At 69.9% G+C, this 25,928-nt stretch carries 27 protein-coding genes and 1 tRNA gene; 17 read left to right on the forward strand and 11 right to left on the reverse strand.

Annotated elements, in window-relative coordinates; genetic code table 11:
- Nucleotides 1-3: 3 nt before the first annotated feature.
- Together ACK5IN_RS04380 and ACK5IN_RS04385 are read left to right on the forward strand one after the other, a co-directional pair.
- On the forward strand, nt 4-696 hold the full coding sequence (locus tag ACK5IN_RS04380; RefSeq protein ID WP_416894995.1) for an FAD:protein FMN transferase: 693 nt from the start codon (nt 4-6) through the stop codon (nt 694-696).
- Nucleotides 697-711: 15 nt separating this feature from the next.
- Complete coding sequence (locus ACK5IN_RS04385; RefSeq protein ID WP_416895021.1) at nt 712-2,274, forward strand: FAD-dependent oxidoreductase; 1,563 nt, start codon at nt 712-714, stop codon at nt 2,272-2,274.
- Here the strand turns inward: ACK5IN_RS04385 and ACK5IN_RS04390 are convergent.
- The 4 genes from ACK5IN_RS04390 to ACK5IN_RS04405 all read right to left on the reverse strand — a co-directional run bounded on the left by ACK5IN_RS04390 (nt 2,268) and on the right by ACK5IN_RS04405 (nt 6,258).
- Nucleotides 2,268-3,770, reverse strand: a complete 1,503-nt coding sequence (locus ACK5IN_RS04390) for a sensor histidine kinase (protein WP_416894996.1) — start codon at nt 3,768-3,770, stop codon at nt 2,268-2,270. The genes ACK5IN_RS04385 and ACK5IN_RS04390 overlap by 7 nt on opposite strands.
- Nucleotides 3,767-4,495 carry a response regulator transcription factor gene (locus tag ACK5IN_RS04395; RefSeq protein WP_416894997.1) on the reverse strand — a complete coding sequence of 243 codons (729 nt, stop codon included), beginning with the start codon at nt 4,493-4,495 and terminating at the stop codon, nt 3,767-3,769. Before ACK5IN_RS04395 ends, ACK5IN_RS04390 begins: the two co-directional genes overlap by 4 nt.
- A 65-nt stretch (nt 4,496-4,560) precedes the next feature.
- Nucleotides 4,561-6,030: an NADP-dependent phosphogluconate dehydrogenase gene (gene gndA, locus ACK5IN_RS04400; protein ID WP_416894998.1), complete on the reverse strand. Its 1,470-nt coding sequence runs from the start codon at nt 6,028-6,030 to the stop codon at nt 4,561-4,563.
- Nucleotides 6,031-6,099: 69 nt separating this feature from the next.
- Nucleotides 6,100-6,258, reverse strand: coding sequence for a hypothetical protein (locus tag ACK5IN_RS04405; RefSeq protein WP_416894999.1), 159 nt, complete (start codon nt 6,256-6,258; stop codon nt 6,100-6,102).
- 178 nt (nt 6,259-6,436) lie between these two features.
- Here ACK5IN_RS04405 and ACK5IN_RS04410 point away from each other — a divergent pair, with 178 nt between their 5' ends.
- Nucleotides 6,437-7,066 (forward strand): 50S ribosomal protein L25/general stress protein Ctc, encoded by a 630-nt coding sequence (locus tag ACK5IN_RS04410; protein ID WP_416895000.1) that lies wholly within the window; start codon nt 6,437-6,439, stop codon nt 7,064-7,066.
- A 17-nt stretch (nt 7,067-7,083) separates the two neighbouring features.
- Nucleotides 7,084-7,668: an aminoacyl-tRNA hydrolase gene (gene pth, locus ACK5IN_RS04415; protein ID WP_416895001.1), complete on the forward strand. Its 585-nt coding sequence runs from the start codon at nt 7,084-7,086 to the stop codon at nt 7,666-7,668.
- Between the two features lie 15 nt (nt 7,669-7,683).
- On the opposite strand, the gene ACK5IN_RS04420 is transcribed toward pth, so the two are convergent.
- Complete coding sequence (locus ACK5IN_RS04420; protein WP_416895002.1) at nt 7,684-8,127, reverse strand: hypothetical protein; 444 nt, start codon at nt 8,125-8,127, stop codon at nt 7,684-7,686.
- A gap of 163 nt (nt 8,128-8,290) precedes the next feature.
- Here ACK5IN_RS04420 and mfd point away from each other — a divergent pair, with 163 nt between their 5' ends.
- Nucleotides 8,291-11,899: a transcription-repair coupling factor gene (mfd, locus tag ACK5IN_RS04425; protein ID WP_416895003.1), complete on the forward strand. Its 3,609-nt coding sequence runs from the start codon at nt 8,291-8,293 to the stop codon at nt 11,897-11,899.
- A gap of 14 nt (nt 11,900-11,913) precedes the next feature.
- Here mfd and ACK5IN_RS04430 read toward each other — a convergent pair whose 3' ends face one another.
- Nucleotides 11,914-12,774: a LuxR C-terminal-related transcriptional regulator gene (locus ACK5IN_RS04430; RefSeq protein ID WP_416895004.1), complete on the reverse strand. Its 861-nt coding sequence runs from the start codon at nt 12,772-12,774 to the stop codon at nt 11,914-11,916.
- Nucleotides 12,743-13,300 carry a methylated-DNA--[protein]-cysteine S-methyltransferase gene (locus tag ACK5IN_RS04435; RefSeq protein ID WP_416895005.1) on the reverse strand — a complete coding sequence of 186 codons (558 nt, stop codon included), beginning with the start codon at nt 13,298-13,300 and terminating at the stop codon, nt 12,743-12,745. Before ACK5IN_RS04435 ends, ACK5IN_RS04430 begins: the two co-directional genes overlap by 32 nt.
- A 153-nt stretch (nt 13,301-13,453) precedes the next feature.
- On the opposite strand from ACK5IN_RS04435, the gene ACK5IN_RS04440 reads away from it, so the two are divergent.
- Nucleotides 13,454-17,182, forward strand: a complete 3,729-nt coding sequence (locus tag ACK5IN_RS04440; protein WP_416895006.1) for a DEAD/DEAH box helicase — start codon at nt 13,454-13,456, stop codon at nt 17,180-17,182.
- On the forward strand, nt 17,179-17,379 hold the full coding sequence (locus ACK5IN_RS04445) for a hypothetical protein (protein WP_416895007.1): 201 nt from the start codon (nt 17,179-17,181) through the stop codon (nt 17,377-17,379). Before ACK5IN_RS04440 ends, ACK5IN_RS04445 begins: the two co-directional genes overlap by 4 nt.
- A gap of 17 nt (nt 17,380-17,396) precedes the next feature.
- On the opposite strand, the gene mscL is transcribed toward ACK5IN_RS04445, so the two are convergent.
- Genes mscL through ACK5IN_RS04460 form a run of 3 tightly spaced genes read right to left on the reverse strand, consistent with a single transcriptional unit; the run spans nt 17,397 to nt 18,628 of the window.
- Nucleotides 17,397-17,774, reverse strand: a complete 378-nt coding sequence (gene mscL / locus ACK5IN_RS04450) for a large conductance mechanosensitive channel protein MscL (protein WP_416895008.1) — start codon at nt 17,772-17,774, stop codon at nt 17,397-17,399.
- Complete coding sequence (locus ACK5IN_RS04455) at nt 17,771-18,019, reverse strand: FmdB family zinc ribbon protein (protein WP_416895009.1); 249 nt, start codon at nt 18,017-18,019, stop codon at nt 17,771-17,773. The genes mscL and ACK5IN_RS04455 overlap by 4 nt, the downstream gene beginning before the upstream one ends.
- 15 nt (nt 18,020-18,034) lie before the next feature.
- The gene (locus tag ACK5IN_RS04460; RefSeq protein WP_416895010.1) at nt 18,035-18,628 is read right to left on the reverse strand and encodes a 5-formyltetrahydrofolate cyclo-ligase; all 594 of its coding nucleotides are present in this window, start codon (nt 18,626-18,628) and stop codon (nt 18,035-18,037) included.
- A 32-nt stretch (nt 18,629-18,660) separates the two neighbouring features.
- Between ACK5IN_RS04460 and galU the strand changes: the two genes are divergently transcribed.
- The 7 genes from galU (at nt 18,661) to ACK5IN_RS04495 (ending at nt 22,289) form a co-directional block, all read left to right on the forward strand.
- Nucleotides 18,661-19,545, forward strand: a complete 885-nt coding sequence (gene galU, locus ACK5IN_RS04465; RefSeq protein ID WP_416895011.1) for a UTP--glucose-1-phosphate uridylyltransferase GalU — start codon at nt 18,661-18,663, stop codon at nt 19,543-19,545.
- Between the two features lie 34 nt (nt 19,546-19,579).
- The gene (locus ACK5IN_RS04470; RefSeq protein WP_416895012.1) at nt 19,580-20,209 is read left to right on the forward strand and encodes a GNAT family N-acetyltransferase; all 630 of its coding nucleotides are present in this window, start codon (nt 19,580-19,582) and stop codon (nt 20,207-20,209) included.
- Between the two features lie 76 nt (nt 20,210-20,285).
- Nucleotides 20,286-21,179: a large exoprotein gene (locus ACK5IN_RS04475; RefSeq protein ID WP_416895013.1), complete on the forward strand. Its 894-nt coding sequence runs from the start codon at nt 20,286-20,288 to the stop codon at nt 21,177-21,179.
- On the forward strand, nt 21,176-21,577 hold the full coding sequence (locus ACK5IN_RS04480) for a flavin reductase family protein (protein ID WP_416895014.1): 402 nt from the start codon (nt 21,176-21,178) through the stop codon (nt 21,575-21,577). Before ACK5IN_RS04475 ends, ACK5IN_RS04480 begins: the two co-directional genes overlap by 4 nt.
- Nucleotides 21,574-21,786, forward strand: coding sequence for a hypothetical protein (locus tag ACK5IN_RS04485; protein ID WP_416895015.1), 213 nt, complete (start codon nt 21,574-21,576; stop codon nt 21,784-21,786). Before ACK5IN_RS04480 ends, ACK5IN_RS04485 begins: the two co-directional genes overlap by 4 nt.
- 27 nt (nt 21,787-21,813) lie before the next feature.
- Complete coding sequence (locus ACK5IN_RS04490; protein ID WP_416895016.1) at nt 21,814-22,143, forward strand: hypothetical protein; 330 nt, start codon at nt 21,814-21,816, stop codon at nt 22,141-22,143.
- 73 nt (nt 22,144-22,216) lie between these two features.
- Nucleotides 22,217-22,289, forward strand: a tRNA-Ala gene (locus ACK5IN_RS04495).
- A gap of 11 nt (nt 22,290-22,300) precedes the next feature.
- Here the strand turns inward: ACK5IN_RS04495 and ACK5IN_RS04500 are convergent.
- Nucleotides 22,301-22,540, reverse strand: coding sequence for a hypothetical protein (locus ACK5IN_RS04500; protein WP_416895017.1), 240 nt, complete (start codon nt 22,538-22,540; stop codon nt 22,301-22,303).
- Between the two features lie 330 nt (nt 22,541-22,870).
- Between ACK5IN_RS04500 and ACK5IN_RS04505 the strand changes: the two genes are divergently transcribed.
- The 3 genes from ACK5IN_RS04505 (at nt 22,871) to ACK5IN_RS04515 (ending at nt 25,743) form a co-directional block, all read left to right on the forward strand.
- Complete coding sequence (locus tag ACK5IN_RS04505) at nt 22,871-23,971, forward strand: NAD(P)/FAD-dependent oxidoreductase (protein ID WP_416895018.1); 1,101 nt, start codon at nt 22,871-22,873, stop codon at nt 23,969-23,971.
- Nucleotides 23,972-23,973: 2 nt separating this feature from the next.
- Nucleotides 23,974-24,852 carry a sigma factor-like helix-turn-helix DNA-binding protein gene (locus tag ACK5IN_RS04510; protein WP_416895019.1) on the forward strand — a complete coding sequence of 293 codons (879 nt, stop codon included), beginning with the start codon at nt 23,974-23,976 and terminating at the stop codon, nt 24,850-24,852.
- A 246-nt stretch (nt 24,853-25,098) separates the two neighbouring features.
- Nucleotides 25,099-25,743 carry a hypothetical protein gene (locus tag ACK5IN_RS04515; RefSeq protein WP_416895020.1) on the forward strand — a complete coding sequence of 215 codons (645 nt, stop codon included), beginning with the start codon at nt 25,099-25,101 and terminating at the stop codon, nt 25,741-25,743.
- Nucleotides 25,744-25,928 lie beyond the last annotated feature (185 nt).

Raw genomic sequence — 25,928 nt, forward strand, 5'->3', positions numbered from 1 at the left:
CCGGTGTGGCGTTTCGACGCGATCGGCACGATCTGGGAGATCGAGACGTCGGCGCAGCTCACCGTACCCGCACGGCAGGCCGTCGCCGCGCTCATCGCCGCGTTCGACGGGGACTGGTCGCGCTTCCGCGACGACTCGCTCGTCCGTGCGCTCGCCCGTGGGGCGGGTGTGGTGCACGCGCCGGTGGATGCCGCCGACATGCTCGATGCGTATCTCGCACTGTCGGAGGCGACGGACGGTGCGGTCAACCCGCTGATCGGTTCGTCGCTGGAGCGTCTGGGCTACGACGCCGACTACTCGCTGCGGCCTGCCGACGGGCCGCTGCCCGCTCCGCGCGACTGGCGCGAGCGGTTGGCCTGGGCCGACGATCGCATCGCGCTCGCCGAGCCCGCACTGATCGATGTCGGAGCGCTCGGCAAAGGCCGCCTGGTCGACCGGGTGCTCGACGTCGTGTCGCAGTGGACGGAGGGCGACGTCGTGGTCGACGCCGGCGGCGACCTGGTCGTACGCGGGTCGGTCGTGCGGGTGGCACTGGAGCATCCGTACGATCCGGCCCGCGCGATCGCCACCGCGCTGTTCTTCGACGGCGGTGCGCGGCTCGCCCACGACGAGGGCATCGAGTGGGTGCGGATGCTGTTGGACGGCCGCGTCGAGCACTCCCCGCAGTGTCCGGCCGAGCTGTTCACGCCGGGTTAGCGTAGACGCATGACTATGAGTGCATCGGCCAACGCCGTGTGGAATCGCGTTCTGCAGGTCCTGGGCCAGGTGTCGATGTACCGACTGACGCTGCTCACGCTGGCCTCGCTCGCCGCGATCGCCTTCGTCCTGTCGCTGTTCGGACTGGTCGTGCCCGGCCCGCTCGCGATCGTGGTCACGCTCGCCGTGCTGGTCGGCGTCGGGGTCGGGGTCGACGCCGTCATCCAGCGGCTGCTACATCTGCCGCATCGCTACGAGTCGTCGATCATCACCGGTCACATCCTGCTGTTCGTGCTGCAACCCGCGCTCGATCCGTGGGCGCTCGTGGGCCTTGCCGTCGCTGCGCTGACGGCGTCGTTGTCGAAGTACGTGCTCGCGTGGCGCGGGCGTCACATCTTCAACCCCGCCGCCGTCGGGGCGACCGTGCTCGCGCTGGTGAGCCTGGCCTGGCCGGCCCTGGGCTCGCCGGTCTGGTGGGTGGGCTCACCGATCATGGCGGCCCCCGTGCTCATCGCCGGCCTGATCGTGCTGTGGCGCACCGAGAGGCTGCGCGTCATCGGGGTCTTCGTCGTGATCGCGGTGGCCGTGGGGGTGTTCCGGATGGCCGCGCAGTTGGATGCGGTCGGACTCCCGGTGGACCCGTGGGAGGTGCTCGGCTTCGCGCTGTGGTGGTCTCCGGTGCTCTTCCTCGGCGCGTTCATGCTGTCCGAGCCGCTGACGCAGCCGCCGCGGCGGTGGCAGCAGTTCTGGGTGGCGGGGGTCGTCGGGGTGCTCGTCGGATGGCCGATCGATGTCGGGGTGCTCACCCTGGGGCAGGAGCGGGCGCTGCTGATCGGCAACCTGCTCGCCTTCGCGTTCGCCGTGCGGGGTGCCGTGCGGGTCGCGCTGGTCGATCGCACAGCGGTGACCGGCACCGTGCAGCAGCTCACCTTCCGCGCCACCCGCCGTGTGCGCTTCGTGCCCGGGCAGTACCTCGAGCTGGACGTGCCGCACACCCACCCCGACGCGCGTGGCACGCGCCGCGAGTTCAGCATCGCGTCGGCGCCCGAGGACCTGCCTGAGATCTCCATCGCGTTCCGGGTGGGCGGCGGTGCCAAGCCGTCGAGCTACAAGAAGGCGCTGGCGGCGGTGCGCCCCGGCGATCCACTGGCCGTCACCGGCGTGTGGGGCGACTTCGTGCTTCCCCGCCGCGAGGGTGCGCCGGTGCTCATGGTCGCGGCCGGCATCGGGGTGACACCGTTCGTGTCGCAGCTGCGGCAGATGCGACTGGCGGGGGAGGACCGTGACGTCGTGCTCGTCTATGTGGCTTCGGATGCCTCGGAGCTCGCGTTCCGCGACGAGCTGGAGGCATCCGGGGTTCCCGTCCTCGTTTTCACCCGCAACCGCCCCGCCGACCTTCCCCGGCACTGGATGTGGGCGCGCGGGGTGCGGCTGGATGCGAACGGTCTCGCCGAGGTCGTGTCCGACATCGCCGCGCGGCATGCGTACATCTCCGGGCCGGCGGGCCTCATCGCCGACCTGGCGCCGGCGCTCGCGAAGGCACGTTCGGTGACCACCGACGCGTTCTCGGGTTACTGAACCCGGTCGTCGGCGGGCTCCGTCACCGGGTCAGCCGGGCGGGCGGGAAGACGCACCGTGAAGGTCGTGCTTCCGGGTGAGCTGTCGACGACGACCGTGCCGCGGTGGCCGTCGACGATGGCCTTCACGATCGACAGGCCGAGGCCTGTGCCCCCGGTCTGGCGAGCGCGGGAGCGGTCGCCGCGCGCGAACCGCTCGAACAGCTCGCCGGCCAGTTCGGGATCGATGCCCGGCCCGTCGTCGTGCACTCGCACGACGGCGTCTGCGCCCTCCCGGGCGAGGGCGAGGGTGATTGTCGTGCCGGAGGGCGTGTGCGTGCGGGCGTTCGCCAGCAGGTTCGCCACGACCTGGTGCAGACGCCCCGCGTCGCCCGCGACGACCACGGGATCGTCGCCGACCTCGAGCAGCCACACGTGGTCGGGGCCGGCGGCCCGCGCGTCGGCGACGGCTTCGACGACCAACTGCGAAAGGTCGACTGTGCTGTAGACGAGCTCCTGCCCCTCGTCGAGACGGGCCAGCAGCAGCAGGTCTTCGACGAGTCGGGTCATGCGCACCGACTGCGCCTGGATGCGGTCCAGCGCCGACTCGGTGTGCGTGGCTCCCTGGGCGGGTCCGCCCGCTCCCTGAGCCTGTCGAAGGGTGCGCAGTGACAGCTCGGAGTAGCCCCGGATCGACGCCAGCGGGGTACGCAGTTCGTGGCTCGCATCGGCGACGAACCGTCGCATCCGCTCCTCGTTGCGCTGTCGCGCCTCCAGCGAGCTGTCCACGTGGTCGAGCAGCGTGTTGAGCGCTGCGCCGACGCGCCCGATCTCGGTTCGGTCATCCGCTTCGGTGGGCGGCACCCGTTCGGCGATCGACACCGCGCCCTGGTCCAGCGGCAGTGCGGCGACGCGGGTGGCTGTGTCGGCGACGGACCGCAGCGGCGCCAGACCCAGGCGGATCACGATGACGATCGCCCCCGCGAGCACGACGAGTCCGGCGGCGGTGACCAGGGCGATGGTCAGCAGCATGGCGCCGATCGTGGCGTTGACCTCGGCGAGAGGCAGCCCCGCGATGCCGCTGGTGAGTGCCGACGGCCACGCCACCGGGGTGATGCGGTACGCGCCGAGGCCGTCGAGGGTCACGTCGCTGCTGCCTTGGCGCATAGCGTGCAGCAATTGCTCGGTCTGCTCCTCGGTCAGCGACCGCGCGGCGCCGTTGTCGTCGACGACCGCGCCGCTGACCTCGCCGTCGGCACTGCGCAGTATCAGCAGGAACCCGTAGCGCGCCCGGCTGTGCGCGAGGGTCTCCTCGGCGGACAGCGCCTGGGGCGGGAATCCGGGCTGGAACAGCTGCACCGAGCGTGTGGTCGTGGCGATCTCGGCGTCCAGCCCCTGCTTGAGCACCGTACCGAGTATGGTGCTGGTGGCTGCGGCAACGATGACGAGAAGCAGTGCGACGATGCCGATCACGATCATGATCAACCGGGCCTGCAGCGACACCGGTCGTCGGGTCACTGCGCCGCCTTGATCATGTACCCGACGCCGCGCACCGTGTGGATGAGCGGGCTGCGGCCGTGGTCGATCTTCTTGCGCAGATACGAGATGTACAGTTCGACGATGCTCGAGCGCCCGCCGAAGTCGTAGCTCCACACCCGATCGAGGATCTGCGCCTTCGACACGACGCGGCGCTGGTTGCGCATCAGGTAGCGCAGCAACTCGAACTCGGTCGCGGTCAGTTCGATGTCGGTGCCGGCGCGCTGCACCTCGTGGGAGTCCTCGTTGAGGGACAGATCTCCCACCCTCAGCACGGGATCCGCCTCGCTGGCATAGGCATTGCCGGCACGCCGCATGAGGCCGCGCAGCCGCGCCACGACCTCTTCCAGACTGAACGGCTTGGTGACATAGTCGTCGCCGCCCGCGGTCAGTCCGGCGATGCGGTCGGCGACGCCATCCTTCGCGGTGAGGAAGAGCACGGGCACGTCGTTGCCGGACTGCCGCAGCCGCTGCAGCACCGCCATGCCATCGAGGTCGGGCATCATGACGTCAAGCACCATCGCGTCGGGGTCGAAGTCGCGCGCGCTCTGCAGGGCCTCCAGACCGGAGCCGGCGGCGCGCACCTCCCACCCCTCCATGCGCAGTGCCATCGAGAGCAGGTCGGTGAGCATCTGCTCGTCGTCGACGACGAGCACGCGCAGCGCACTTCCGTCGGGGCGGCGCAGCTCGGACTCGGCAGCGGTCATGCCCCCATTGTGCGCCGTGTTCTATGAACTTCCTATGGAAGTGGCTATGTGTCTTCTGTGAGCCCTCAGTCGGTGATCTCGACCTCGGTGCGGTCGCCGGACCACAGCGTGTGGAACATGCCGGGCGTGTCGAGCCGCCGGTAGGTGTGGGCGCCGAAGAAGTCGCGCTGCCCCTGGATCAGGGCGGCGGGCAGCCGGTCGGCGCGCAGCCCGTCGTAGTAGGCGAGCGACGACGAGAAGGCCGGGGAGGGGATGCCGGCGGTCGCCGCCGTTGCCACGACGTGGCGCCATGCCCCCTGTGCGCGCGCGAGCGCGTCGACGAAGTACGGCGCGGTCAGCAGCACGGGCAGGTCGGGCTCGGCCGCATACGCGTCGGCGATGCGGTTGAGGAACTGCGCACGGATGATGCATCCGCCGCGCCAGATCTTCGAGATCGCTCCCAGATCGATGTCCCAGCCGTACTGCTGCGCCCCGGCGCGGATCTCGTCGAAGCCCTGCGAATAGGCGACGATCTTTGAGGCGTAGAGCGCCTGACGGACGAGCTCGATGAACTCGTCGTGGTCGGAGACATGGAAGTCGGCCGAACGGGTTCCGCTTCCCGAGCCCGTCGAGGGACCCGGAAGCTCGTGCGACACTGCACGCTGCTCGGGATGGCTCGACAGCGAACGCGCGAACACCGCTTCGGCGATTCCCGAAACCGGAACACCGAGGTCGATCGCCGTCTGCACGGTCCAGCCGCCGGTGCCCTTGGCGCCGGCCTCGTCGACGATGACGTCCACGAGCGGTGTGCCGGTCGAGGCATCCACCTGCCGCAGCACCTCCGCCGTGATCTCGATAAGATACGACTCGAGCTCACCGCGGTTCCACTCCGCGAAGACCTCGGCGATCTCGGTCGGGCTCTTGCCCGTGCCGCGGCGGATGAGGTCGTACGCCTCGGCGATCAGCTGCATATCGGCGTACTCGATGCCGTTGTGCACCATCTTCACGAAGTGCCCGGCACCATCGTGCCCGACGTGCGTGACGCAGGGCTCGCCCTCGGCGACCGCGGCGATCGAGCGCAGGATCGGGCCGAGCGTGGCCCACGACTCGTCGGATCCGCCTGGCATGAGTGATGGGCCGAGCAGTGCGCCCTCCTCGCCGCCGGAGACGCCCATACCGACGAAGTTGATGCCCGTCTCGCGCACGGCCTTCTCGCGCCGGACGGTATCGGTGAACAGCGCGTTGCCGCCATCGACGATGATGTCGCCCGGCTCGAATACGCGCACCAGTTCGTCGATGACGGCATCGGTCGGACCGCCTGCCTTGACCATGATGATCGCGGTGCGCGGCCGTTGCAGCACCGCCGCGAGCTCCGCATAGGTCGACGCCGGGACGAAACCGGCCTCGGGGTGCTCGGCGACGACCTCATCGGTGCGGGATGACGTGCGGTTGTACACCGCCACGGTGTTCCCTTCGCGACTGGCCAGGTTACGGGCCAGGTTCGAGCCCATCACCGCTAGCCCGATGACGCCGATGTTCGCCGTTGCCTCGGTCATGCGCACTCCTCGTACCGCGTGTGTCAGGGTCGCCACCAGCCTAGAGTCTGCGCACGAGCCGCGCGGGCGTCAGTCCTTGCGGTAGGCGTCGCGCCCCAGGAACCAGAGCGAGAGCACGGCCCCGACAGTGCCGACGACGCCGAGTGCGGCGATGACCCACAGCACGATGTGGGAGTAGAAGCCGTAGTCCATGGGGTCCTCCGATGCGCGGAACGAGTGCGTATTCATCGTAGCGGGGCCGCTGGTAGACTGGTGAGACGAACTTCGGCGAGGGATGCCTTGGGCATCCGTGATCGACGCGGTCGGCAGGCTTCACGGCTTTCCTCACGCGTGCGCGTTCGAGTCGAAACCTACAGACCACCGATACAGGGCCCCGCCGATCGCAGGCGCCCGCAAGGAGAACAACATGTCGACCGACACCAAGGTCCACGCAGAGACCCGCGAGCAGTTCGGCAAGGGCTTCGCCCGCCGTCTGCGCGCCGCCGGCCAGATCCCCGCCGTCATCTACGGCCACGGCACCGAGCCGGTTCACGTCGCCCTGCCCGGCCACCAGGTGGGCCTGCTCGTGCGCCGCGCCAACGCGGTGCTCGAGCTCGACGTCGACGGCACGCAGCAGCTGGCGCTCGTCAAGGACGTGCAGCGCGACCCGGTGCATCAGATCATCGAGCACATCGACCTGATCGTCGTGCAGAAGGGCGAGAAGGTGCAGGTCGAGGTCCCCGTGGTCATGATCGGCGAGTCCTTCTCGGGCACGATCGCCACGCTCGACAACACCACCGTGCGCCTCGAGGTCGAGGCCACACACATTCCCGAGCACGTCGAGGTGGACATCGACGGTCTGGAGGACGGTGCGCACCTCACGGCGGGCGACCTCACGCTGCCCAAGGGTGCGGCCCTGCTCGACGAGCGCGACCTGCTGATCGTCGCGATCTCGGTTCCCGCGGCAACCGTCGAGGCCGAAGAGGAGATCGCCGACGACGACGCCGCCGAGGCTGCCGAGCAGTCGGCAGAGTCCGTCGAGGCGGCCGCCGAGTAAGGCGACTGCCCCCGGCGATGGCGGAGACCTGGCTCGCGGTCGGGCTGGGAAACCCCGGTCCGCACTATGAGCTGACCCGGCACAACGTCGGCCAGCTCGTCCTCGACGAACTGGCCGAACGGCGCGGCGAGCGATTCGCCTCGCACAAGGCGAACGCACGGGTCGCCGAGACGTGGCTGCGCCCGGGTGGGCCGAAGCTGGTCCTCGCGAAGCCGAACTCGTTCATGAACGTCTCGGGCGGCCCGGTCTCCGGGCTCGCCCGCTACTACGGCGTCGACCCGTCACGTGTCGTCGTGGTGCACGACGAGCTCGATATCCCGTTCGACACAGTCCGGCTCAAGTCCGGCGGCGGGCACGGCGGGCACAACGGCGTGCGTGACGTCGCGAAGGCACTGGGCACACCCGACTTCCCGCGTGTGCGGGTGGGCGTCGGGCGCCCTCCGGGGCGCCAGGACGCCGCGGACTGGGTGCTCGACCCGTTCGGGGCCGCCGAGCGCGCACGGCTTCCGCTCGTTCTCGCCGATGCCGCCGACGCGGTCGAGCTGCTCGTCGCCGACGGGCTGCTCGCCGCTCAGCAGAAGCACCACGCCCCGCGCGCGTAGAGGCATGGCATCGCGTCAGGTACCCGGGTACATGCCGGAAGAGCCGGCCGTGCCGACCCCGGTGCTGAGCGCCATGAGCGCAGCGACGGCGAAGACCATCGGTGTGATGACGGCCAGCACGATCGCGACGATCGCCGCGATGCGACCGCGGTTCCGCACCGTGGCGACGATGCCCTGCACGAACGCCCACACGCCCAGCAGCGTGCCAGCCCAGAACGACAGCTCGGCGGCGAGCACCCAGCCGCGCACGGGCGTGAGGATCGCCAGACGGAACGGGTCGCCGGCGGTCATGCGGGTCAGCTCGGGGTCGATGCCCACCCCGACCTCGAACATCGCGATCGCCGCGACGACGGGCGTCACCGCGGCGAGCCCTGCGGCGATCAGTGCCACGACGCCGAGCGTGGGGCTGCGCCGGGGCGCGGGCCCCGACGTGATGGCTGCGGCGTATTGCGGGTGCACAGGCGCCTGATACGGGGCCTGGTAGGGAGCCGACTGGGGCTCTGGCGCCCGCGGGGGCTCTGGCGCGTATGGCCCGCTGTACGGTGCGACCGGAGGCGCCGTGGGCTGCGGAACCGGCGGTACGTGCTGGGGGTCGCTCACGGGTCCATCGTAGACTCGTGCGGTGACAGTTTCCGGGATCGCGCGCGCCCTCGCGCAGGCCGAGACCCTGCAGTCCGCGCTGGCCGCGGCCTCCGTCGATGCCGAGCTCTCGATGGTGCAGGGCATGGCTGCCCCTGCGCTGGCCGCGCTGCTCGATCGCCGTGCACACCGTGGCGCCGCGCCGGTGCTGCTGGTCGTCGCCCCGACCGGCCGGCGCACCGACTCCATCGGTCCGGCGCTCGAAGCTCTCGTCCCCGGGGCGACCGTGCTGCACTTCCCGGCGTGGGAGACGCTGCCGCACGAGCGCCTGAGTCCGAGTGCCGAGACGGTCGGCCGCCGTCTCGACGTGCTGCGGCGGGTCGCCCGCTGGGACGGTACCGCGCCGCTCATCGTGACGGCGTCGGTACGCAGCGCGTTGCAGCCGCTGGCGGCGGGGTTGGTCGACGCAGCGCCGATCGTGCTCTCGGTCGGCTCGCGCGGTCACGAGCTGAGCGAGGTCGTCACTCGGCTCGTCGAGCGTGCGTACCTGCGGGTCGACATGGTGTCGCGGCGTGGCGAGTTCGCGGTGCGCGGCGGCATCCTCGACGTCTTTCCGCCCGTGGCCGACCACCCGTACCGGGTCGAGTTCTTCGGCGACGAGATCGATCAGATCCGCTCGTTCTCGGTGGCAGACCAGCGTTCGCTGCCCGGCGACGTGCCCGAGATCGAGCTGGTGGCGAGCAGAGAACTGCTGCTGACGGATGCGGTGCGCGCCCGTGCCCGCGCACTCGCCGCCGGCCTGCCCGGCATCCGCGGCATGCTCGAGAAGATGGCCGAGGGTATTCCGGTCGAGGGAATGGAGTCGCTCACCCCGCTGCTGGTCGACCGGGTGGTCTCGCTCGTCGACTATCTGCCGCTCGGCGCCGCGGTCGCCCTGCTCGACCCCGAGCGCGCCGTGACCCGTGCGATCAGCCTGTCCGAGACCAACCGCGAGTTCCTCGATGCGGCGTGGAGTGCTGCCACCTCGGGCGCCGATGCGCCGATCGACCCGACAGCGCTGCTGGGCGCCCCGGCGGACGATGCGCGCCGCACCGGCGACTTCCTCACGCTCGCGCAGCTGCGCGAGACCTCCGCCGCCCGCGAAGGCGTGTGGTGGAGCATCAGCACCTTCGACGCCGGCGACGATGCGGTCACGCGGGTGGCAGCGGCATCCGTCCCCTCCTTCCAGGGAAACATCGACGGCGCGACGGCGCACGTCGCCGAGCAGCTGTCGGGCGGCTGGAGCGTGGTCGTCGCCGCATCCGGCATCGGTCTCGCCGACCGTGCCCGCGACGTGCTCACCGATCGCGGCATCGCCGCACGGCGTGTGGACGACGTGCGCGAACCGCCCGAGCCCGGGGTGGCGCTGGTGGTCGCTGCGACCCTCGAGAGCGGGTTCGAGGCGCCGGACGCCCGGCTCGCCGTGCTCACCGAGAGCGAGTTCTACGGGCGCACGATCGGCGGCGACCAGCGGGTGGTGCGCAAGCTCGCGTCACGGCGACGCAACGTCGTGGACCCCTTGCAACTGACACCCGGCGACGTCGTCGTGCATGCCACGCACGGCATCGGCCGGTTCGTCGAGCTGACCCAGCGCGAAGTCTCCAGCGGCGGGCGCAACCCGGTCAAGAGCATGCGCGAGTATCTCGTGCTCGAGTACGCGCCGTCCCGGCGCGGGTACCCCGGCGACAAGCTCTACGTGCCCACCGACCAGCTCGACCTGCTGTCGCGGTACGTCGGCGGCGAGGCGCCCACGCTGTCGAAGATGGGCGGCAGCGACTGGGCGGCTGCGAAGGGCAGGGCGCGCAAGGCGGTGCGCGACATCGCCGTCGAGCTGGTCAAGCTCTACTCGGCCCGCATGGCCGCCAAGGGACACGCTTTCGGACCCGACACGCCGTGGCAGCGCGAGTTGGAAGAGGCGTTCCCGTTCGCCGAGACCCCCGACCAGCTGCAGACGATCGACGAGATCAAGGCCGACATGGAGCGGCCGATTCCGATGGACCGGCTGCTGTCGGGCGACGTCGGCTTCGGCAAGACCGAGGTGGCGGTGCGGGCGGCGTTCAAGGCGATCCAGGACGGCACGCAGGTCGCGATGCTCGTGCCGACGACACTGCTGGTCAAGCAGCACCTCGAGACGGTCACCGAGAGGTTCGCCGGTTTCCCCGTGCAGGTGCGGGCGCTGTCGCGCTTCCAGAGCGACAGAGAGGCGCAGGCGACCCTGGCGGGGCTGGCCGACGGCACCGTCGACATGGTGATCGGCACGCACCGCATCCTCACCGAGAAGGTGCGCTTCAAGAGCCTCGGGCTCATGATCATCGACGAGGAGCAGCGCTTCGGCGTCGAGCACAAGGACGCGCTCAAGAAGCTGAAGACCAACGTCGACATCCTCGCGATGAGCGCGACGCCCATTCCCCGCACGCTGGAGATGGCGGTCACGGGGATCCGCGAGATGTCGACCCTGCAGACCCCGCCCGAGGACAGGCATCCGATCCTCACCTTCGTCGGGGCGCGCAACGACAAGCAGATCGCCGCCGCGATCCGCCGTGAGCTGCTGCGCGAGGGCCAGGTGTTCTTCGTGCACAACCGGGTGAAGTCCATCCAGCGGGTCGCCGCCGAGCTGGCCGAGCTCGTGCCCGAGGCCCGCATCGCCGTTGCGCACGGCCAGATGGGGGAGCACGCGCTGGAGCAGGTCGTCGACGACTTCTGGGAGCGGCGGGCCGATGTGCTCGTGAGCACGACGATCGTCGAGACGGGTCTGGACATCTCCAACGCCAACACGATCATCATCGACCGCGCCGACAAGTACGGCCTGTCGCAGCTGCATCAGCTGCGCGGGCGAGTGGGGCGCGGCCGGGAGCGGGCGTACGCCTACTTCCTCTACGACGACCAGAAGCCCCTGTCCGAGACGGCGGCCGACCGGCTCGAGACCATCGCGGTGAACAACGACCTCGGCTCGGGCATGCAGGTCGCCCTGAAGGACCTCGAGATCCGCGGCGCGGGAAACCTGCTCGGCGCCGAGCAGGCCGGGCACATCGCCGGCGTCGGCTTCGACCTGTACCTGCGCATGATCGGTGAGGCCGTGGCGACCTTCCGCGGCGACGAGGTCGAAGGCCCGGCCGAGCTGCGCGTGGAGCTGCCGGTGCAGGCGCGCATCTCCGAGACGTACATCGACAGCGAACGACTGCGCCTGGAGGCCTATCAGAAGCTGTCTGCCGCCGCCGGGGCAGCAGCCAAGGCAGACGCGATCGACCTGGTCGTCGACGAGCTGCGCGACCGCTACGGCGAGCCGCCCGCCGAGGTCGAGGGCCTCGTCGCGGTGGCCCGGCTGCGGCGGCGCGCCGCGCGCGCGGGCCTCTCCGACGTCGTGGCCATGGGGCCCAACCTGCGCATCGCCCCGGCACAGCTGCCCGACTCGATGCGCGTACGCCTGCAGCGGCTGCACCCGAAGGCGAAGCTGGTCGCGTCGGGCGAGGCGCTGGTCGTACCGTTGCCGGTGGCCGGGGGCGAGACGCTGCCGGATGCCGGCCTCATCGCGTGGGTGGGCCAGCTGCTCGATCAGCTCTGGCCGGCACCGGTACCCGACCCCGCGCCGGAGCCCGAGGTCGAGACCGTCTGACGCGCCGGTCGTCGTCAGGGCAGCAGGCCCGCGCGGCGGGCCTTGGTGACCGCGGCGTGGCGGGTCGAGGCATCCAGCTTTCTCATCGCGGCGCCCAGATACGCCTTGACGGTACCCTCCTTCAGCCCGAGCGCGTGCGCGACCTGGGCGTTCGTGTAGCCGAGGGCGGCGCACGCGAGCACATCGGTCTCGCGCGGTGAGAGGTGCACGTCGGGCAGGCTCAGGACCGCCTCGCCCGAGAGCCCGGCCAGACGATCTTCGAGCGCCTCGAGGCGACGACGCAGGTGCGGGTCGTCGACCGCCGCGGCGATGCTGCGCAGTTCGGCATAGCTCTCGCGCAGCTCCTCGCGCTGCGTGGGGGCGAGGCCGGGAGCGTGCCCGGGCATGGCCGCCAGGCGCCGCCGCACCTCGTCGCGCACGCGCAGTTCGCGGCTCAGCTCGTCGGCGATGGCCAGTGCGGGCGTGGCGAACACGTCGCCCCGCGGCCCGGTGCGTCGCGCCCCGCCGTACAGCACCGCGCGCGTCTGCCCGCCGACCACCACCGGCACCGCGAGCAGGGTCGCCAGCCCCTCGCCCAGCACCTGCAAGTCGTAGTCGTGGGTGATCTGCCGGGACGAGCCGTAGTCGGGCGTCCAGCGCGGCCGGGACTCGACCATAGCGCGGCCGCCGAGCCCGCGCAGCGGCAGTACGCGCAGACCGTGCAGGCTGCGGGTGCGTTGACCGATGACCGACGTGACCGAGACGCCGCCGTCGGTGACGAGGCCCCCGAACGCGACGGGGAACCGTGTCGTCTTCGCCAGATCGGCGACGGCACGGCTGAGAAGGTCCCGATCCGACGCCTCGTCAGGGGGAACGGGTGCTGCGTCGGTGCTCACTGCGCATGAGAATACCACCGGGTGCGACGCGGTGCTCCAGGTCGATCAGGTACCGCTTGGCATCCGGATCCCTCCCGTACCGGCCGATGCTGCCGTCGGACCGCACGACCCGGTGCACCGGGATGACGATGCTGATCGGCGTGCGGGCGCAGGCCGTTCCCACAGCCCGCGCGGCACCGGGAGCGCCGGCGAGCACGGCGACCTCGCCGTACGCGGCGGTCTCGCCGTAGGGGATGTCCAGGATCGCGCGCAGCGCGGCGAGGGGGAAGCCGCGGGTGGGCGAGAGGTCGAGTGCGATATCGAACGCCGTGCGCTCGCCCGCGAAGTACTCGTCCAGCTGCCGGGCGACCGGCGCGACGGTCGAATCGTCGCGCGCCACAACCGCGTCCAGCTGCCGGGCGAGCGGGGCGATCACGTGCTCGGGCGGGGAATCGTCGATGTCGAGCGAGACCAGTCCCCGCTCGGTGACGGCGATCACAGCGGTTCCGACGGGGGTGGCGGCGGTACCGAAGCGCAGCAGGGTCATGTTCTCATCCTGGTCGTCGACGGCGACAGAGCGGTGACGACAAGCCCCTGATCGGGACGGCACGTCGCGCAATCGTGCGAAACTCGGTGGGGATGCGACCCGCGGGTGTCTCGGACACCTAGTCTGGCGGGTGTGTGACGAGCAGGGAGCGTCGTGACGGGTGCGGAGGACGAGGTGTCGGGAGACACGGTGAGACCGGGCGCCCTCGGCGTGGCCGAGGGAGAGGTGCCCGTGCACATCGCCGAAGCTGAGCGTGAACGCCTGTGCGCCGCAGCGGCCGAGCTCGGCGGGCGGCAGACCCTGCTGCAGTACGTGGACGCGCCCGAGTCGGGCATCGAGATCACGAAGGCGCACCCGGGGAGCCTGCCGACGTTCATCACCGGCAAGTCGACGCTGCTGTCGAACCTTTTCCGCGACGAGGTCGCGCTGCGTACGGCCCGCCTGGCGGCGACACGCATCACCGCGAAGGACGTCGAGTTGCGCACGGTGCGGGCGATCGATTCGGTCCACCTCGCGGTCGGACTGGCGTCCTGGCGCGTCGGCGGTCGCGCGTTTACTGCACCGGTGCTGCTGCGCCCCCTGGCGATCCGGCGTCACCACGACGACTTCGAGCTCAAGCTGCACGGTGCGTTCGCGATCAACCCAGAGCTTGTGCGCGCGTTCCGCACGCACTTCGGCGTCGAGATCGACGGCGAAGCGCTCGCCCGGCTGGCGCTCGAGGACGGCGTGTTCAAGCCGCAGCCGGTCATCGACCAGCTGCGCACACGCACCACGTCGATCGAGACGTTCAGCGTGCAGCCCCGACTGGTCGTCTCCACGTTCGCCGACGTGGGGCAGCGGATGCAGCGCGATGCCGCCGACCTGCAGCATCCCGTGCTGGATGCCCTGGCCGGCCATGTCGCCGCGCGGGAGCACCTGCAGACCGAGCGCCCGCTGCCCGAGCGCCTCGGGCCGGACGAGCGCGCACCCGCGTCGGACACCCTGCTGCTGGACGCCGATGGCGAGCAGGAGGACGTGCTGGCCCGCATTGCCGCCGGCCAGTCGGTCGCGGTGCACACGCTGCCCGGCACCGGCGGCACGCAGACGATCGTCAACGCCCTCGGGGCGCTCGTGCAGGCAGGCAGACGCGTGCTGGTGGTCAGCGCGCGCCGGTCGACGATCGACGGCGTCCGACACCGCCTCGCCGGCATCGGCCTGCCGGGGCTGGTCGTCTCCCCGGTGGGCCTGCGCCGTGACCTGATCCGCGCGATCGGTCGCAACGAGAAGGCAGAGAAGCCGGCGGTCGCCGACGTCGACGATGCGCTCGTGCGGCTGCGCGGGGTGCTCAGCGACTACCGGGGCGCCCTCACCGGGCCCGACGAGCGCCTGGGCGTGTCGGCCCTCGAGGCGCTGCGCACCCTGACGCGGCTGGCGGCACAGGATCCGGCACCCGCGACGGTGGCGCGACTGGACGGCGACACGCTGGTGGAGCTGGCGGGCGGGCGGGATGCCGCGGCCACGGCGCTCGCGACGGCCGCCCGTCTCGGCGAGTTCCGCTTCGGGCCCGACGACTCCCCGTGGTACGGGGTCGGCTTCGCGACGTCGGAGCAGGCCCGGGCCGCCCACGACCTGGCCGCGAGGCTGCACCGCGACGAGGTGCCGCGGCTGCTGGAGCGTGGCTATGAGCTCATCGGCAAGACGCACATGCGCCCGTTCACGACCGTCGACGAGTTCGGCGAGCAGCTGCGCCTGCTGGCCGGCATCCGCGACTGCCTCGACCGGTTCAGCCCCACGGTGTTCGAGCGGCCGCTCGGCGAGCTCATCCAGGCACACGGCCCGCGTCGCGACGCGCCGCAGCTCAAGGGCGGCGCCCGCCGGCACCTGAAGCGCCTGTCCCGCGAGTACGTGCGGCCGGGCGTGCACATCGTCGACATGCATGAATGGCTCATACGCATCCAGCAGCTGCGCACCGAATGGCAGCGATACGCGGCCGTGGGCACCGCGCCGGAGGTGCCGCTGGGCCTCACCGATGTGGAGTCGCTGTGGCACCGGGTGCACGACGACCTCGCGGAGCTCGACGGACCGCTCGGCCGCACGGGCGACAACCGCCTGGCCGCACTGCCGGTGGCCGGGCTCGTGCGCATGCTGACGGGGCTCGCGGCCGAGTCGGACTTCTTCGACAACCTCATCGAGCGCGCGACGCTGCGCGCCGACCTGGCCGCACTCGGACTGGAGCCCCTGCTGACGGAGCTGTCGGTGCGTCACGTGCCCGAGGACCAGGTGGGCGCCGAGCTGGAGTTCGCGTGGTGGCAGTCCTCGCTCGAGCATCTGCTGCAGACGCGCCGGGCGCTCCTGGGCGCCAATACGTCGGTGGTCGACCGCCTCGAACGCGACTTCCGCCTCGTCGACGAGGCACACGCGGCCGCGTCGGGTCCGCTGCTGGCCTGGCAGCTGGCGACGCAGTGGCGCATCGCGATCGTGGATGCCGCAGCCGAGGCGGATGCGCTGCGTCGCCACCTGCGCACCGCGGCCGACTCGGCCGGTTCCGCGGGCAATGCCACGACCGAGCTCGACGAGCTGCTGGCTGCCGCGCCGACGCTCATGCGCACCCTGGTGCCGGCGTGGATCGCCTCGCCGTACGACGTGCCCGTCCTACCTGACCACGTGCACTTCGACACCGTCATCGTCGCCGACGCGGCCGCCCTGTCGCTCGTGGAGGCGGCTCCGGCGCTGCGCCGCGCCGATCAGGTGGTGCTGTTCGGGGATCCCGTGACACAGCGGCCGACGCCCTTCGAGGTCAGCGCGGTCTCCGGGCCCCTCGACGACGACCCCCTGCCGTTCGACGATGTATCGGTGTTCGAGCGCCTGGCCGAACTCGTCCCCGTGCTCACGCTCACCCAGAGCTATCGCGCCGGGGGAGAGGACCTCGCGTCGCTCGTGAACGACGCGTTCTACGGCGGCGAGCTCGCCTCACTGCCGTGGGCGGGCTCCTATCTGGGCCGCGGCAGCCTCAGCGTCGACTACGTCGAAGGCGGCGTGGGCACGCCGGACCCCGTGACCGGAGCGGTGGAGAGTCCAGACGCCGAGGTCGCGCGGGTCACCACGCTCGTGGTCGAGCACGCCGTGAACCGGGCGAGCGAGTCGCTCATGGTGGTGACCGCCAGTCGCAAGCACGCCGAGCGGGTGCGGGCAGCGGTCACGGCGGCCTTCGCCGGTCGATCGGATGTCGCAGACTTCGTGGGCCGCGACACCTCCGAGCCGTTCGCGGTGCTGACCCTCGAGGAGTCGGTGGCCGAGAGCCGTGACCGCGTGATCTTCTCGCTCGGATTCGGGCTGACCAAGCACGGGCGGGTGCTCAGCGACTTCGGCGATCTGTCGACGCCCGACGGCGACCGACTGCTCACGGTGGGCATGACCCGGGCGCGACGCTCGATGGTGATCGTCTCGTCAATCCGGCCTTCGGCGTTCGATGATGGCCGGCTGTCGCACGGCGCGCAGACGCTCATGGGCATTCTCGGTGGGATCGCGGCCCGCGCCCGCGAGGCCCGACTGGAAGACCTCGCCGACCCGCTCACGCTGACCCTCGCCCGCGAGCTGAGGCGCCTGGGCGCGTCGGTCGACGTGGACTACCGCGGCCTGCTGCCGTTGGTCGCCCAGCACGCGGGCAAGGCCGTGGTCGTCGAGAGCGACCCCGAATCACGTGGTGTCTCGCTGCGCGAGACCCTGCGTCTGCGCCCGCAGATGCTGCGCAGGCTCGGCTGGCACTACGTGCGCGTGCACGCCTTCGACCTGTACAGCGATCCGGCGGCGGTGGCGGGCCGGGTGGCCGGCATCCTCGGCATCCAGCCCGAGACGCCGACCGCCGACACCGATACGCAGCCGATTGTCACTCTCGACGAATGAACCGTGACGAAGACGCGCCGCGGCAGCGGGTGGTGCGCGCGCGGCACGGTCGGCGCGCCACGCTCACGCCGGCGCCGGGCACGACCGGCGAACCGGTGTCGGCGGACGAGAAACGGGATGCCTCTCCCGCGGCGGGCAGCGAGGCATCCGGCCCCAACGACGACCGCTTGCGGCGCGACAGACCGCCGCACTACTGACCGCCGGGAACCACCCGTCAGGACTTCTGCTTCTCCAGCAGGTCGCGGATCTGCACGAGCAGCTCCTGCTCGCTGGGCAGCGGCTCTTCCTCGACGATGCCGGCCTTGCGCGCCTGGCGGTCCTTCGCCTTGTTCATCGGGAGGATGAACACGAAGTACACGACCAGCGCGACGGCGACGAAGTAGATGATGGCGCCGATCACGGCACCGATCTGGACGACGCCGATTGTGAGGTCGTTCAGCGATTCCGCGTTGAAGAACAACCCGATCAGCGGATTGATGATGCCCTCGACGAACGCGTTGACCACCGCCGTGAACGCCGCGCCGATGACTACCGCGACGGCAAGGTCGATGACATTGCCGCGCATGATGAAGTCTTTGAATCCGTTGATCATGACACCCCTTCTGAGGCCTTTGCCTCGGACTTCGATTCTGTCGAACTGGTCTCGCTCGCGCCAGAGGTGGTGCGAGAATCCGTGCGATAGAACCCCGAGCCGTTGAAGGTGACGCCGACGGAGCCGTACTCCTTGCGCAGCGGCCCACCGCACTCGGGGCACTCGGTCAGCGATGGCTCGCTGAAGGACTGCACGGCGTCGAAGCGGTGGCCGCAGTTCTTGCAGGCATAGGCGTAGGTGGGCATCGGGACCTTTCTGGATCAGCTCTGCGGCGACAGGCCGACGGTGCGGGTGGGGGTGACGACGCCGTTGACGCGCTCGTCGTGCGCGTCGGAGGGCACCTCGTCGACGAACTCGGAGTCGAACACCACGGCGTACACCGGTGGGCGCCGCTCCATCGAGCCAAGGGTCTTGTCGAAGTAGCCGCGCCCCCAGCCGAGTCGCATTCCGGTGCGGTCGACGGCGGCCGCCGGGATGAGCATGAGGTCGACCTCGCCCACGGCGATCGGGCCGAGTACCTCGGCCACGGGCTCGGGCACGCCCATCGCCGCCTCCACGATCTCTGCACCGCTGTCGTGGACGGCCCAGTCGAGCAGCCCGTCGGCGCGCATGATCGGGAGGAGCACCCGGATGCCTCGGGCCGTCGCGCCGACGATGAACTGGCGAGTGTCGGGCTCGGTGAGCGTCGACAGGAAGCACGAGACCGACTGCGCGCCGTGCGCGGCGACGAGCGCGTCGAGCTGGGCCGTCAGACCTGCCGTGGTCTGATCGCGCTGCCGCTCGGAGAGCAGTTGCCGGCGTTCACGCAGCTCGGCGCGGAGGGCGCGCTTGGCGTGATCGACATCGGGCGTCATGACTTCGATTCTAGGTCGATAGGCTGTAGGTCATGCCTTTGAACATGAAAGCCGTGATTCCCGCCGCCGGGCTGGGCACGCGGTTCCTTCCCGCGACGAAGGCGATGCCCAAAGAGATGCTGCCGGTCGTCGACAAGCCGGCCATCCAATACGTGGTCGAAGAGGCCGTGCAGGCCGGGATCGACGACATCCTCATCATCATCGGGCGCAACAAGAACGCCCTCGCCAACCATTTCGACTCGGTGCCCGAGCTAGAGAGCACGCTCAACGCGAAGGGTGACACGGCGCGGCTGCGCCGCGTGCTCGAGGCGAGCGACCTCGCTGACATCCACTTCGTCCGTCAGGGCGAGCCGAAGGGGCTGGGCCACGCAGTGCTGCGGGCACGCACACACGTGGGCGAGGCGTCGTTCGCGGTGCTGCTCGGCGACGACCTGATCGACGAGCGCGACGAGCTGCTCACGCGCATGATCGCCGAGCACGAGCGCACCGGCTCGGCCATCGTCGCGCTGATGGAGGTCGACCCCGCGCACATCCACATGTACGGGGCGGCGGCGATTGAGGCGACTGACGATCCGGACCTCGTACGGGTGACCGGGCTGGTCGAGAAACCGTCCGCCGATGTCGCGCCGTCGAACCTCGCCATCATCGGCCGCTACGTGCTGCCGGCGAGCGTCTTCGAGATCCTCGAACGCACCGGCCCCGGCAAGGGCGGCGAGATCCAGCTCACCGATGCCTTGCAGGAGATGGCTGCCGACCCCGACGGGCCGGGCGTGTCGGGCGTGGTCTTCCGCGGGCGTCGGTACGATACCGGCGATAGGCTGGACTACATCAAGGCCATCGTGCAGTTGGCATCCGATCGTGACGACCTGGGTCCGGATCTGCGACCCTGGCTCAAGGACTTCGCGGCGGGCCTCTAGCCGCCTGAGCCCGTAGCCACCTGAGGGAGAGCCCATGGACATCAGCTCCCCTCACACCCACGGGCGGGTCGCGCTGCGGCTCGTGCGAACACGCGATGCGCGCACACTGCAGCGTGAGCTGCTCGGCAACAGGACGTGGCTGCGCCCGTGGGAGGCCACGAGCCCCGACGGTCCGGTGTCGTTCGACATGCGCGCGGGAGTGCGCCGGCTGCTGCAGCAGTACCGCGACGGCAACGGCGTCCCGTTCGTGATGGAGTACGACGGAGAGCTGGCCGGGCAGCTGAACGTGTGGGGCATCGCGCGCGGGTCGATGTCGTCGGCGACGATCGGGTACTGGGTGAGCGAGCGATTCGCCGGCCGGGGCGTCACCCCGACGTGCGTCGCCATGGCCACGGACGTGTGCTTCCGCGAGCTGAACCTGCACCGCATGGAGATCTGCATCCGGCCCGAGAACCAGGCGAGCCTACGCGTCGTCGAGAAGCTCGGCTTCCGGTACGAGGGACTGCGCCGCCGCTACATCCACATCGACGGCGACTGGCGCGACCACTATGCGTTCGCGCTCGTGCGCGAAGAGGTTCCCGAAGGCGTGCTCGCACGGTGGGTGTCGGGTCGTGCCCCGCAGCATGCCGCGACGGTGCCGCCGTCGGATCGCCTGCGAGCCTGACCTTCAACCTGAACTCGAGAGTGCGACACGCGCGCGGGATCCGGGCGCTCCTGCGCCGGTCGCTTACCGTGGACGCATGGGCGGGCAGGTGCTGGGCGGCGGCGTGATCGTGCTGGTCGCCGTGCTGCTCTGGCTCGTGTATCTCCTGCCCAGCTGGCACAGCCGGCACCAGTTCAACGCCGCCGAACGCAATGCGGTGCGACTGAACCAGGCACTGCGCATCCTGGCCGAGACCAGCGAGACCCCCGACGAGGTGCGCCTCGAGCTCAACGCGCGCACCGCACTGGCGCAGCAGCGTCTCGCCAAGCGCGCCACCGCCCAGCGCGAGCAGGCCCGACTCGAGGCGTCACGTGCCGAGCTCGAGCGCGCACGTGCCGAGCGCGAACGTGCCAGAGCGCTGCGCACCGCCGCCCGATCGCTGCCCGAGGCGCGCCGGGCGCGCGCACGGCGCCGGGTGCGCCTGTCCGCGACGGTGGTGCTGCTGGCCGGGGTGGTGCTGGCGGGCTGGGGCGGCTGGGAGGTCGTGCGCACCGGCTCGCAGGTGGCGCTGTGGTCGGGAGTTTCGGTGACCATGCTCTGCGGGCTGATGCTGCGCCGGATGTCGCGGGTCGCCGCGCGCACGGTGGTCGGCACCGCGTCGGCGGCCGAACCGCTGGCGCGGGCACGTGTCACCCAGACCCTCGCGACCGACCTGGTCGAGGATCGCACGTGGACGCCGCGCTCACTGCCGCAGCCGCTGGTCTCGGCGGCCGGGTCGCAGGCGGCTGGCGTGCTCGACACTGTCGACGCGCAGCGCGCGCTGCACGAGGCCGCGCGGGCTGAGGCGCTGCGGGCCGAGGCGGACCGCCGTCGGCCACCCGACATCGCCGCCGCTCGGGCCGGCCGCGAGGAGTCGTTCGCGGGCCCGGCCGACGACGCGCGAATCGAGGCGCACGTGCGCCGGCTGCTGGCGACCCGGGCGGCCGGGTGATCTTCTACACGCCCGCGGATCGCGACCGCACCCTGCTGCCGCACGATCCGGTCAAGGCGGTGGTCGCCCCCCGGCCGATCGGGTGGATCTCGACGGTGGATGCCGCAGGCATCCCGAATCTCGCACCGTACAGCTACTTCAACGCCGTCGCCGACCGGCCGCCGATCGTGATGTTCTCCAGCGACGGCATGAAGGACTCGGCCACGAACGCGCTGGCGATCGGGGAGTTCGTCTGGAATCTCGCCACCTATGACCTGCGTGAGCAGATGAACCTGTCGTCGAAGGAGTTGGCGCCGGGGGAGTCCGAGTTCGCCTTCGCGGGGCTAGAGGCGGCGACTTCGCGGCGGGTGCACCCCCGCGGGTCGCGGCGTCGCCGGTGGCGCTGGAGTGCCGAGTGACGCAGACCGTGCAGCTGCGGGATGCCGCGGGCTCGCCGCTGGAGCGATACACGGTGTTCGGCGAGGTCGTCGGCGTGCATCTCGACGAGCGGTTCATCCTGCCGGATGGTCGTGTCGATACCGCTGCGCTGCGCCCGATCGCCCGCATGGGGTATCTGGACGAGTACTCTGCGGTCGATGCCGTGTTCCACATGACCCGCCCCGGATGAGGTGTGCGCGTTCGACGACCAGGCGCGGTGCAGTACGCGTCCGCCGCCGATGCCGCGCAGCCCGATCATGAGGTCCACATCGACGTGGGTGCGGATGCCGAGCTCGTGGCGACGGGCGCGCTCATGCCCGATGCAGCCGTCTGTGTCACTCTCGCCCCCCGTACGACTGCCAGGGCGACCCCACCACGACTTGTCGATGTGCACATGCGCGTTGACGAGCCCCGGCAGCGCGAGAAGGCCGTCGCCGTCGAGGTCGCCCAGCTGCGCAGGGCCGGGGGTATCGATCGCGTCGATGCGGCCGCCGGTGATGTGGATGTGGACGGGATCGCCGCCGAAGGGACGTATGTTTCGCAGTGATGCCAGGCCGCGCGTGGGACCGGTCATCGCACCGTTCTTGCGAATCAGCCGTGCTAGTCTTGCTGAGGTTCACGGGCCTGTGGCGCAGTTGGTAGCGCGTCTCGTTCGCAATGAGAAGGTCAGGGGTTCGATTCCCCTCAGGTCCACCCAAAGTGTCTTACGGGAACACGCGACATGCGTAGGTTCGTCGTGTTCGTGTTCCGCCCCTCTCCTTCGTCATCAGCCCGCGCACGGCGAGGTCGCGCAGCAGCCCGGCCACGGACGTCTCCCCGGTCGCGTGCTGCTCGAACGCCCACCGGATCAACGAGGCACGTCCGAGATCAACCTCGACTGTTCGGACTTCCCGGCCGTTGTCGTCGGTGCGGTGCACGTTCAGGTAGCCGATCGGGGCGCGCATCGGCGTGCCGCCCTGCGCGACTTTCTGCGTCAGCCCCTTGGTGACCTCGGTGGCGAGGTTGCGGCGATGAACGCCATCATGTCCTGTAGGCCGTCACGATCCGCCGCCGGGCGAGCCGTCCACGCCATCACCGGGGACACGACCGTCACGTTCTGCGACGCCGCTACCGGCGAGATCATCGCCGAGTCAACTGGACCATCAGCAGACCCACCGCCTTGTAAGGTCTGAAAAGCAGCCCAAAGACCATTCCTGTCACAGATGCACCTCGAGTGGTGTCTTTCCTGTAGGAGGGTGTTCCACCGGGGCACACTATGAGCAGAAAGCGGGCAGATGAGTCACACGATCGTTGTTGGAGCAGGATACGCGGGGGTTGCGGCCGCGAATCGCCTCGCAGCACGGGGGAACAGGGTCAGCCTCGTCACTACGTACCCCTACTTTGTTGAGAGAATTCGCCTGCACCGGGTGGCTGCCGACCTCCGCGAGCATGCCCGGGTCCCACTGGTTGAACTGATCCACCCCAAGGTGTCTATCGTCATAGACCCCGCCACGCGAATCGACACGGAAACACCCGACCGGGTGTCGGTGGAACTAGCCTCGGGGCGTGTCCTTCACGCTGATTTTCTGATTTACGCTGTCGGTTCGGGGGAACCGCGAGCGACCGGGGCGCACCAGATCACCAATGAGGCGCAGGCGCTGGCTTTCCGCGACGAATTGCGCGGTCGACCCGATGCGCCTGTCACAGTGATCGGTGCGGGATTGACCGGCGTCGAGTTGGCCGCCGTGCTTGCTATGTCGGGCCGCACGGTCGAGGTCATCACCTCCTCGTCGATGGACGCCACCGCCTCTGATCGCGCGCATCTGGGCCGTCTCAGCCGCCTCGGCGTGACGGTACGCACTGGAGAGCGGGCGGATCTTAAGACGATCGGCGCCGATCGGACGCGAGTCGTCGTGGAGACCGCTGGCTTCTCGGTCCCCACCCTGGCAGCGGATTCCGGGTTACCGACAACTGCGGACGGCCGCCTCGTGATCGACGCGACCCTCCGTGTTCCCGGGCACGCTGCGATCTTCGGGGCCGGGGATGCGGTATGTATCGACGATGAGCGCACCACGCACCTGCGGCCTGCGTGCGCCACCGCTCTTCCGATGGGCTCGCACGCTGCCAACATTGTCGCCGCCGTCGACGACGGACGCGCACCGGATCGGTTCGTGCACGGGTACGTCATGCAGTTCGTCGACTACGGCGGTAGGTCAGGCCGTGCCCAGCTGGTTCGCCCAGACGACTCCGAGCGCCGTTTCGCTGTGGGCGGTTGGCTCGGTGGCGTTATCAAGGAGGCAATCTGTCGTATGACCTTGGTCTGGATGCGCGGGGAACGCCGTGGCCGCTCGGTGCCGCGCTACCCCGAGCCAGCCCCGGTTCCGGCTGAGGTATGAGCGTGAGCACGATCGATCTCGTCCAGGAGTTTTCCGCGCAGCGACCTGCGATGATCGCCGCCGCCTACCGCATCACAGGATCGCGTGCGGACGCCGAGGATGTGGTGCAAGACGCCTGGGAACGGTGGTCGCAAGTCGAAGCAGACGAGGTGCACAACCCGCGGGGAATGCTCGGCGTGATCGTGGCACGTCTGGCGCTGAACGCGGTGCGGGCCCGCGCTCGCCGCCGCGAGACCTATATTGGCCCGTGGCTTCCGGAGCCGGTGGTCGACGATGGCTCACCGGAATGGACGGTGCTGCACCGTGAGGGACTGGGCCAAGCACTCGATATTGTGCTGTCGACGATGACCCCGGAACAGGCCACCGCGTACGTGCTCCGCAAGGTTCTCGACCTAGAGTACATCGAGATCGCTCGTGTCCTCGACGTCAGCATCGTCGCCGCACGGCAGCACGTCTCCCGCGCGCAGCGCGCAGTGAGCGCCGCACTTCCAGATCTCCCGCGCATCCGCGCACAGCGCGATCAGCGGGCGCTTTCCGCACTGGTAGAGGCTGTAATTTCTGCCGATGCGGTCCGTGTTGCTGCGCTCCTTGCCCCGGACTCGGTGTTCTATTCCGACGGCGGCGGCGCGGTAAGCGCGGCCCGCCGCCCGGTACACGGTGCGGAGCGCATCGCACGTCTGCTGATCGGTTTGGCTGATCAACCCGGCGAGATCACGGTCGCGCCGGTGACGATCAACGGAGGGCCGGGGCTGCTGATCTGGATCGGCGGCGAACTCGATACGACAGTGTCGCTGCGCACGAGCGGTGAGGGCATCACAGGCCTGTATCTTGTGCGCAACCCGGAAAAGATCGCACGGGTCGTTCACCCGGGGTCTTCGTAGCCTCCGGCTCAGTGCTCATCTGCTCCCATTCAGTGGGCTCCGCCGATGATCGCGCCCCAGCGGAGGTAGGACCGCCCAAGTCGGCTCACCCCGGTGTCCTTCGGTTTCGGTCGATGATCTCGATAGATCCCTCGGAAGATCTGATGCGCTATCCAGGGAATCTTGATCCGTCGTTGACGCCACCTGACACATGGTGGTGTCACGACGAAGCCACCCGGGTCTTTGTCTCAACGAAAGGTAGATGAAATGAACACGAGCAAGAGCCACCCGGCGGGAACTGGCCGACGCCGCACCATTGCGGGTTTCCTCGGTGCGGGAGTTCTCGCAACCTCACTCGCCCTGATGGGTGCGGCGGGGGCCGGAGCAGTCGAGGGTGAAGGGGGCAGCGAGCAGATGAGTGCTGAACTCTTGAAGGAGAACACCGCCTTCGAGAAGGGCCTGGAGACGAAACTCACCGAAGCGGGTATTCCCTTCGAGCGGGTGACTCTCGAAGGAGACGGTGTCGAGGTTATCGAGCTCGAACACTCTGACCCAGCGGCCGCTGCTGTGTATGAGTCGCTGCTGGACAAGCTCGGCTGGGAGGTCGGTGAGGACAACGGCGATTCCGGACAGAACTCGACCGAAGGAGAGATCGAGGTCGAGGAGGTGCCGGCGCCGACCGCTAAGGAGATCGCCGAGGCCAACGCGCAGGTCGATGCCGCTATCGCGGCGCTGCAGGCGGCCAACATCGCGGTGACGGTCAGCACCGACCCCGATGGGCTGCGGACCTTCGAGATCCATCTCGCGGACGGCGACGACACCGGGTGGGAGAAGGTTGATGCCGCGCTGAACTCAGCATTCGGCACTCCCGACGCCGACACCCACGAGACGGAGAGCAACGAGGCAGACTGACAGCGACCCGCCCCCTGGCCGTGATCGGGTGTGACTGGCCAGGGGGCGATCTCGCGCCGTAGAATCGGGCAGAGGGGCAGAGTGGAGATGTCACGGATTCTCATCGCGGAGGATGATCCCCGCCTAGCGCGTGTGCTGGGCGCCTATTTGGAGCGGGATGGCCATACGGTCGCGGTTGTGGGCGA

It is taken from the genome of Microbacterium sp., from assembly GCF_047971895.1.
Lineage (GTDB): Bacteria > Actinomycetota > Actinomycetes > Actinomycetales > Microbacteriaceae > Microbacterium.

Excerpts from the sequence above, each read along its gene's own strand:
- ACK5IN_RS04385 (WP_416895021.1), top strand. The coding sequence starts at position 712 with ATGAGTGCATCGGCCAACGCCGTGTGGAATCGCGTTCTGCAGGTCCTG.
- ACK5IN_RS04395 (WP_416894997.1), bottom strand. The coding sequence starts at position 4,495 with ATGACCGCTGCCGAGTCCGAGCTGCGCCGCCCCGACGGAAGTGCGCTG.
- gndA (WP_416894998.1), bottom strand. The coding sequence starts at position 6,030 with ATGACCGAGGCAACGGCGAACATCGGCGTCATCGGGCTAGCGGTGATG.
- ACK5IN_RS04405 (WP_416894999.1), bottom strand. The coding sequence starts at position 6,258 with ATGAATACGCACTCGTTCCGCGCATCGGAGGACCCCATGGACTACGGC.
- ACK5IN_RS04410 (WP_416895000.1), top strand. The coding sequence starts at position 6,437 with ATGTCGACCGACACCAAGGTCCACGCAGAGACCCGCGAGCAGTTCGGC.
- pth (WP_416895001.1), top strand. The coding sequence starts at position 7,084 with ATGGCGGAGACCTGGCTCGCGGTCGGGCTGGGAAACCCCGGTCCGCAC.
- ACK5IN_RS04435 (WP_416895005.1), bottom strand. The coding sequence starts at position 13,300 with ATGACCCTGCTGCGCTTCGGTACCGCCGCCACCCCCGTCGGAACCGCT.
- ACK5IN_RS04445 (WP_416895007.1), top strand. The coding sequence starts at position 17,179 with ATGAACCGTGACGAAGACGCGCCGCGGCAGCGGGTGGTGCGCGCGCGG.
- mscL (WP_416895008.1), bottom strand. The coding sequence starts at position 17,774 with ATGATCAACGGATTCAAAGACTTCATCATGCGCGGCAATGTCATCGAC.
- ACK5IN_RS04455 (WP_416895009.1), bottom strand. The coding sequence starts at position 18,019 with ATGCCCACCTACGCCTATGCCTGCAAGAACTGCGGCCACCGCTTCGAC.
- ACK5IN_RS04460 (WP_416895010.1), bottom strand. The coding sequence starts at position 18,628 with ATGACGCCCGATGTCGATCACGCCAAGCGCGCCCTCCGCGCCGAGCTG.
- galU (WP_416895011.1), top strand. The coding sequence starts at position 18,661 with ATGCCTTTGAACATGAAAGCCGTGATTCCCGCCGCCGGGCTGGGCACG.
- ACK5IN_RS04470 (WP_416895012.1), top strand. The coding sequence starts at position 19,580 with ATGGACATCAGCTCCCCTCACACCCACGGGCGGGTCGCGCTGCGGCTC.
- ACK5IN_RS04475 (WP_416895013.1), top strand. The coding sequence starts at position 20,286 with ATGGGCGGGCAGGTGCTGGGCGGCGGCGTGATCGTGCTGGTCGCCGTG.
- ACK5IN_RS04500 (WP_416895017.1), bottom strand. The coding sequence starts at position 22,540 with ATGCGCGCCCCGATCGGCTACCTGAACGTGCACCGCACCGACGACAAC.
- ACK5IN_RS04505 (WP_416895018.1), top strand. The coding sequence starts at position 22,871 with ATGAGTCACACGATCGTTGTTGGAGCAGGATACGCGGGGGTTGCGGCC.
- ACK5IN_RS04515 (WP_416895020.1), top strand. The coding sequence starts at position 25,099 with ATGAACACGAGCAAGAGCCACCCGGCGGGAACTGGCCGACGCCGCACC.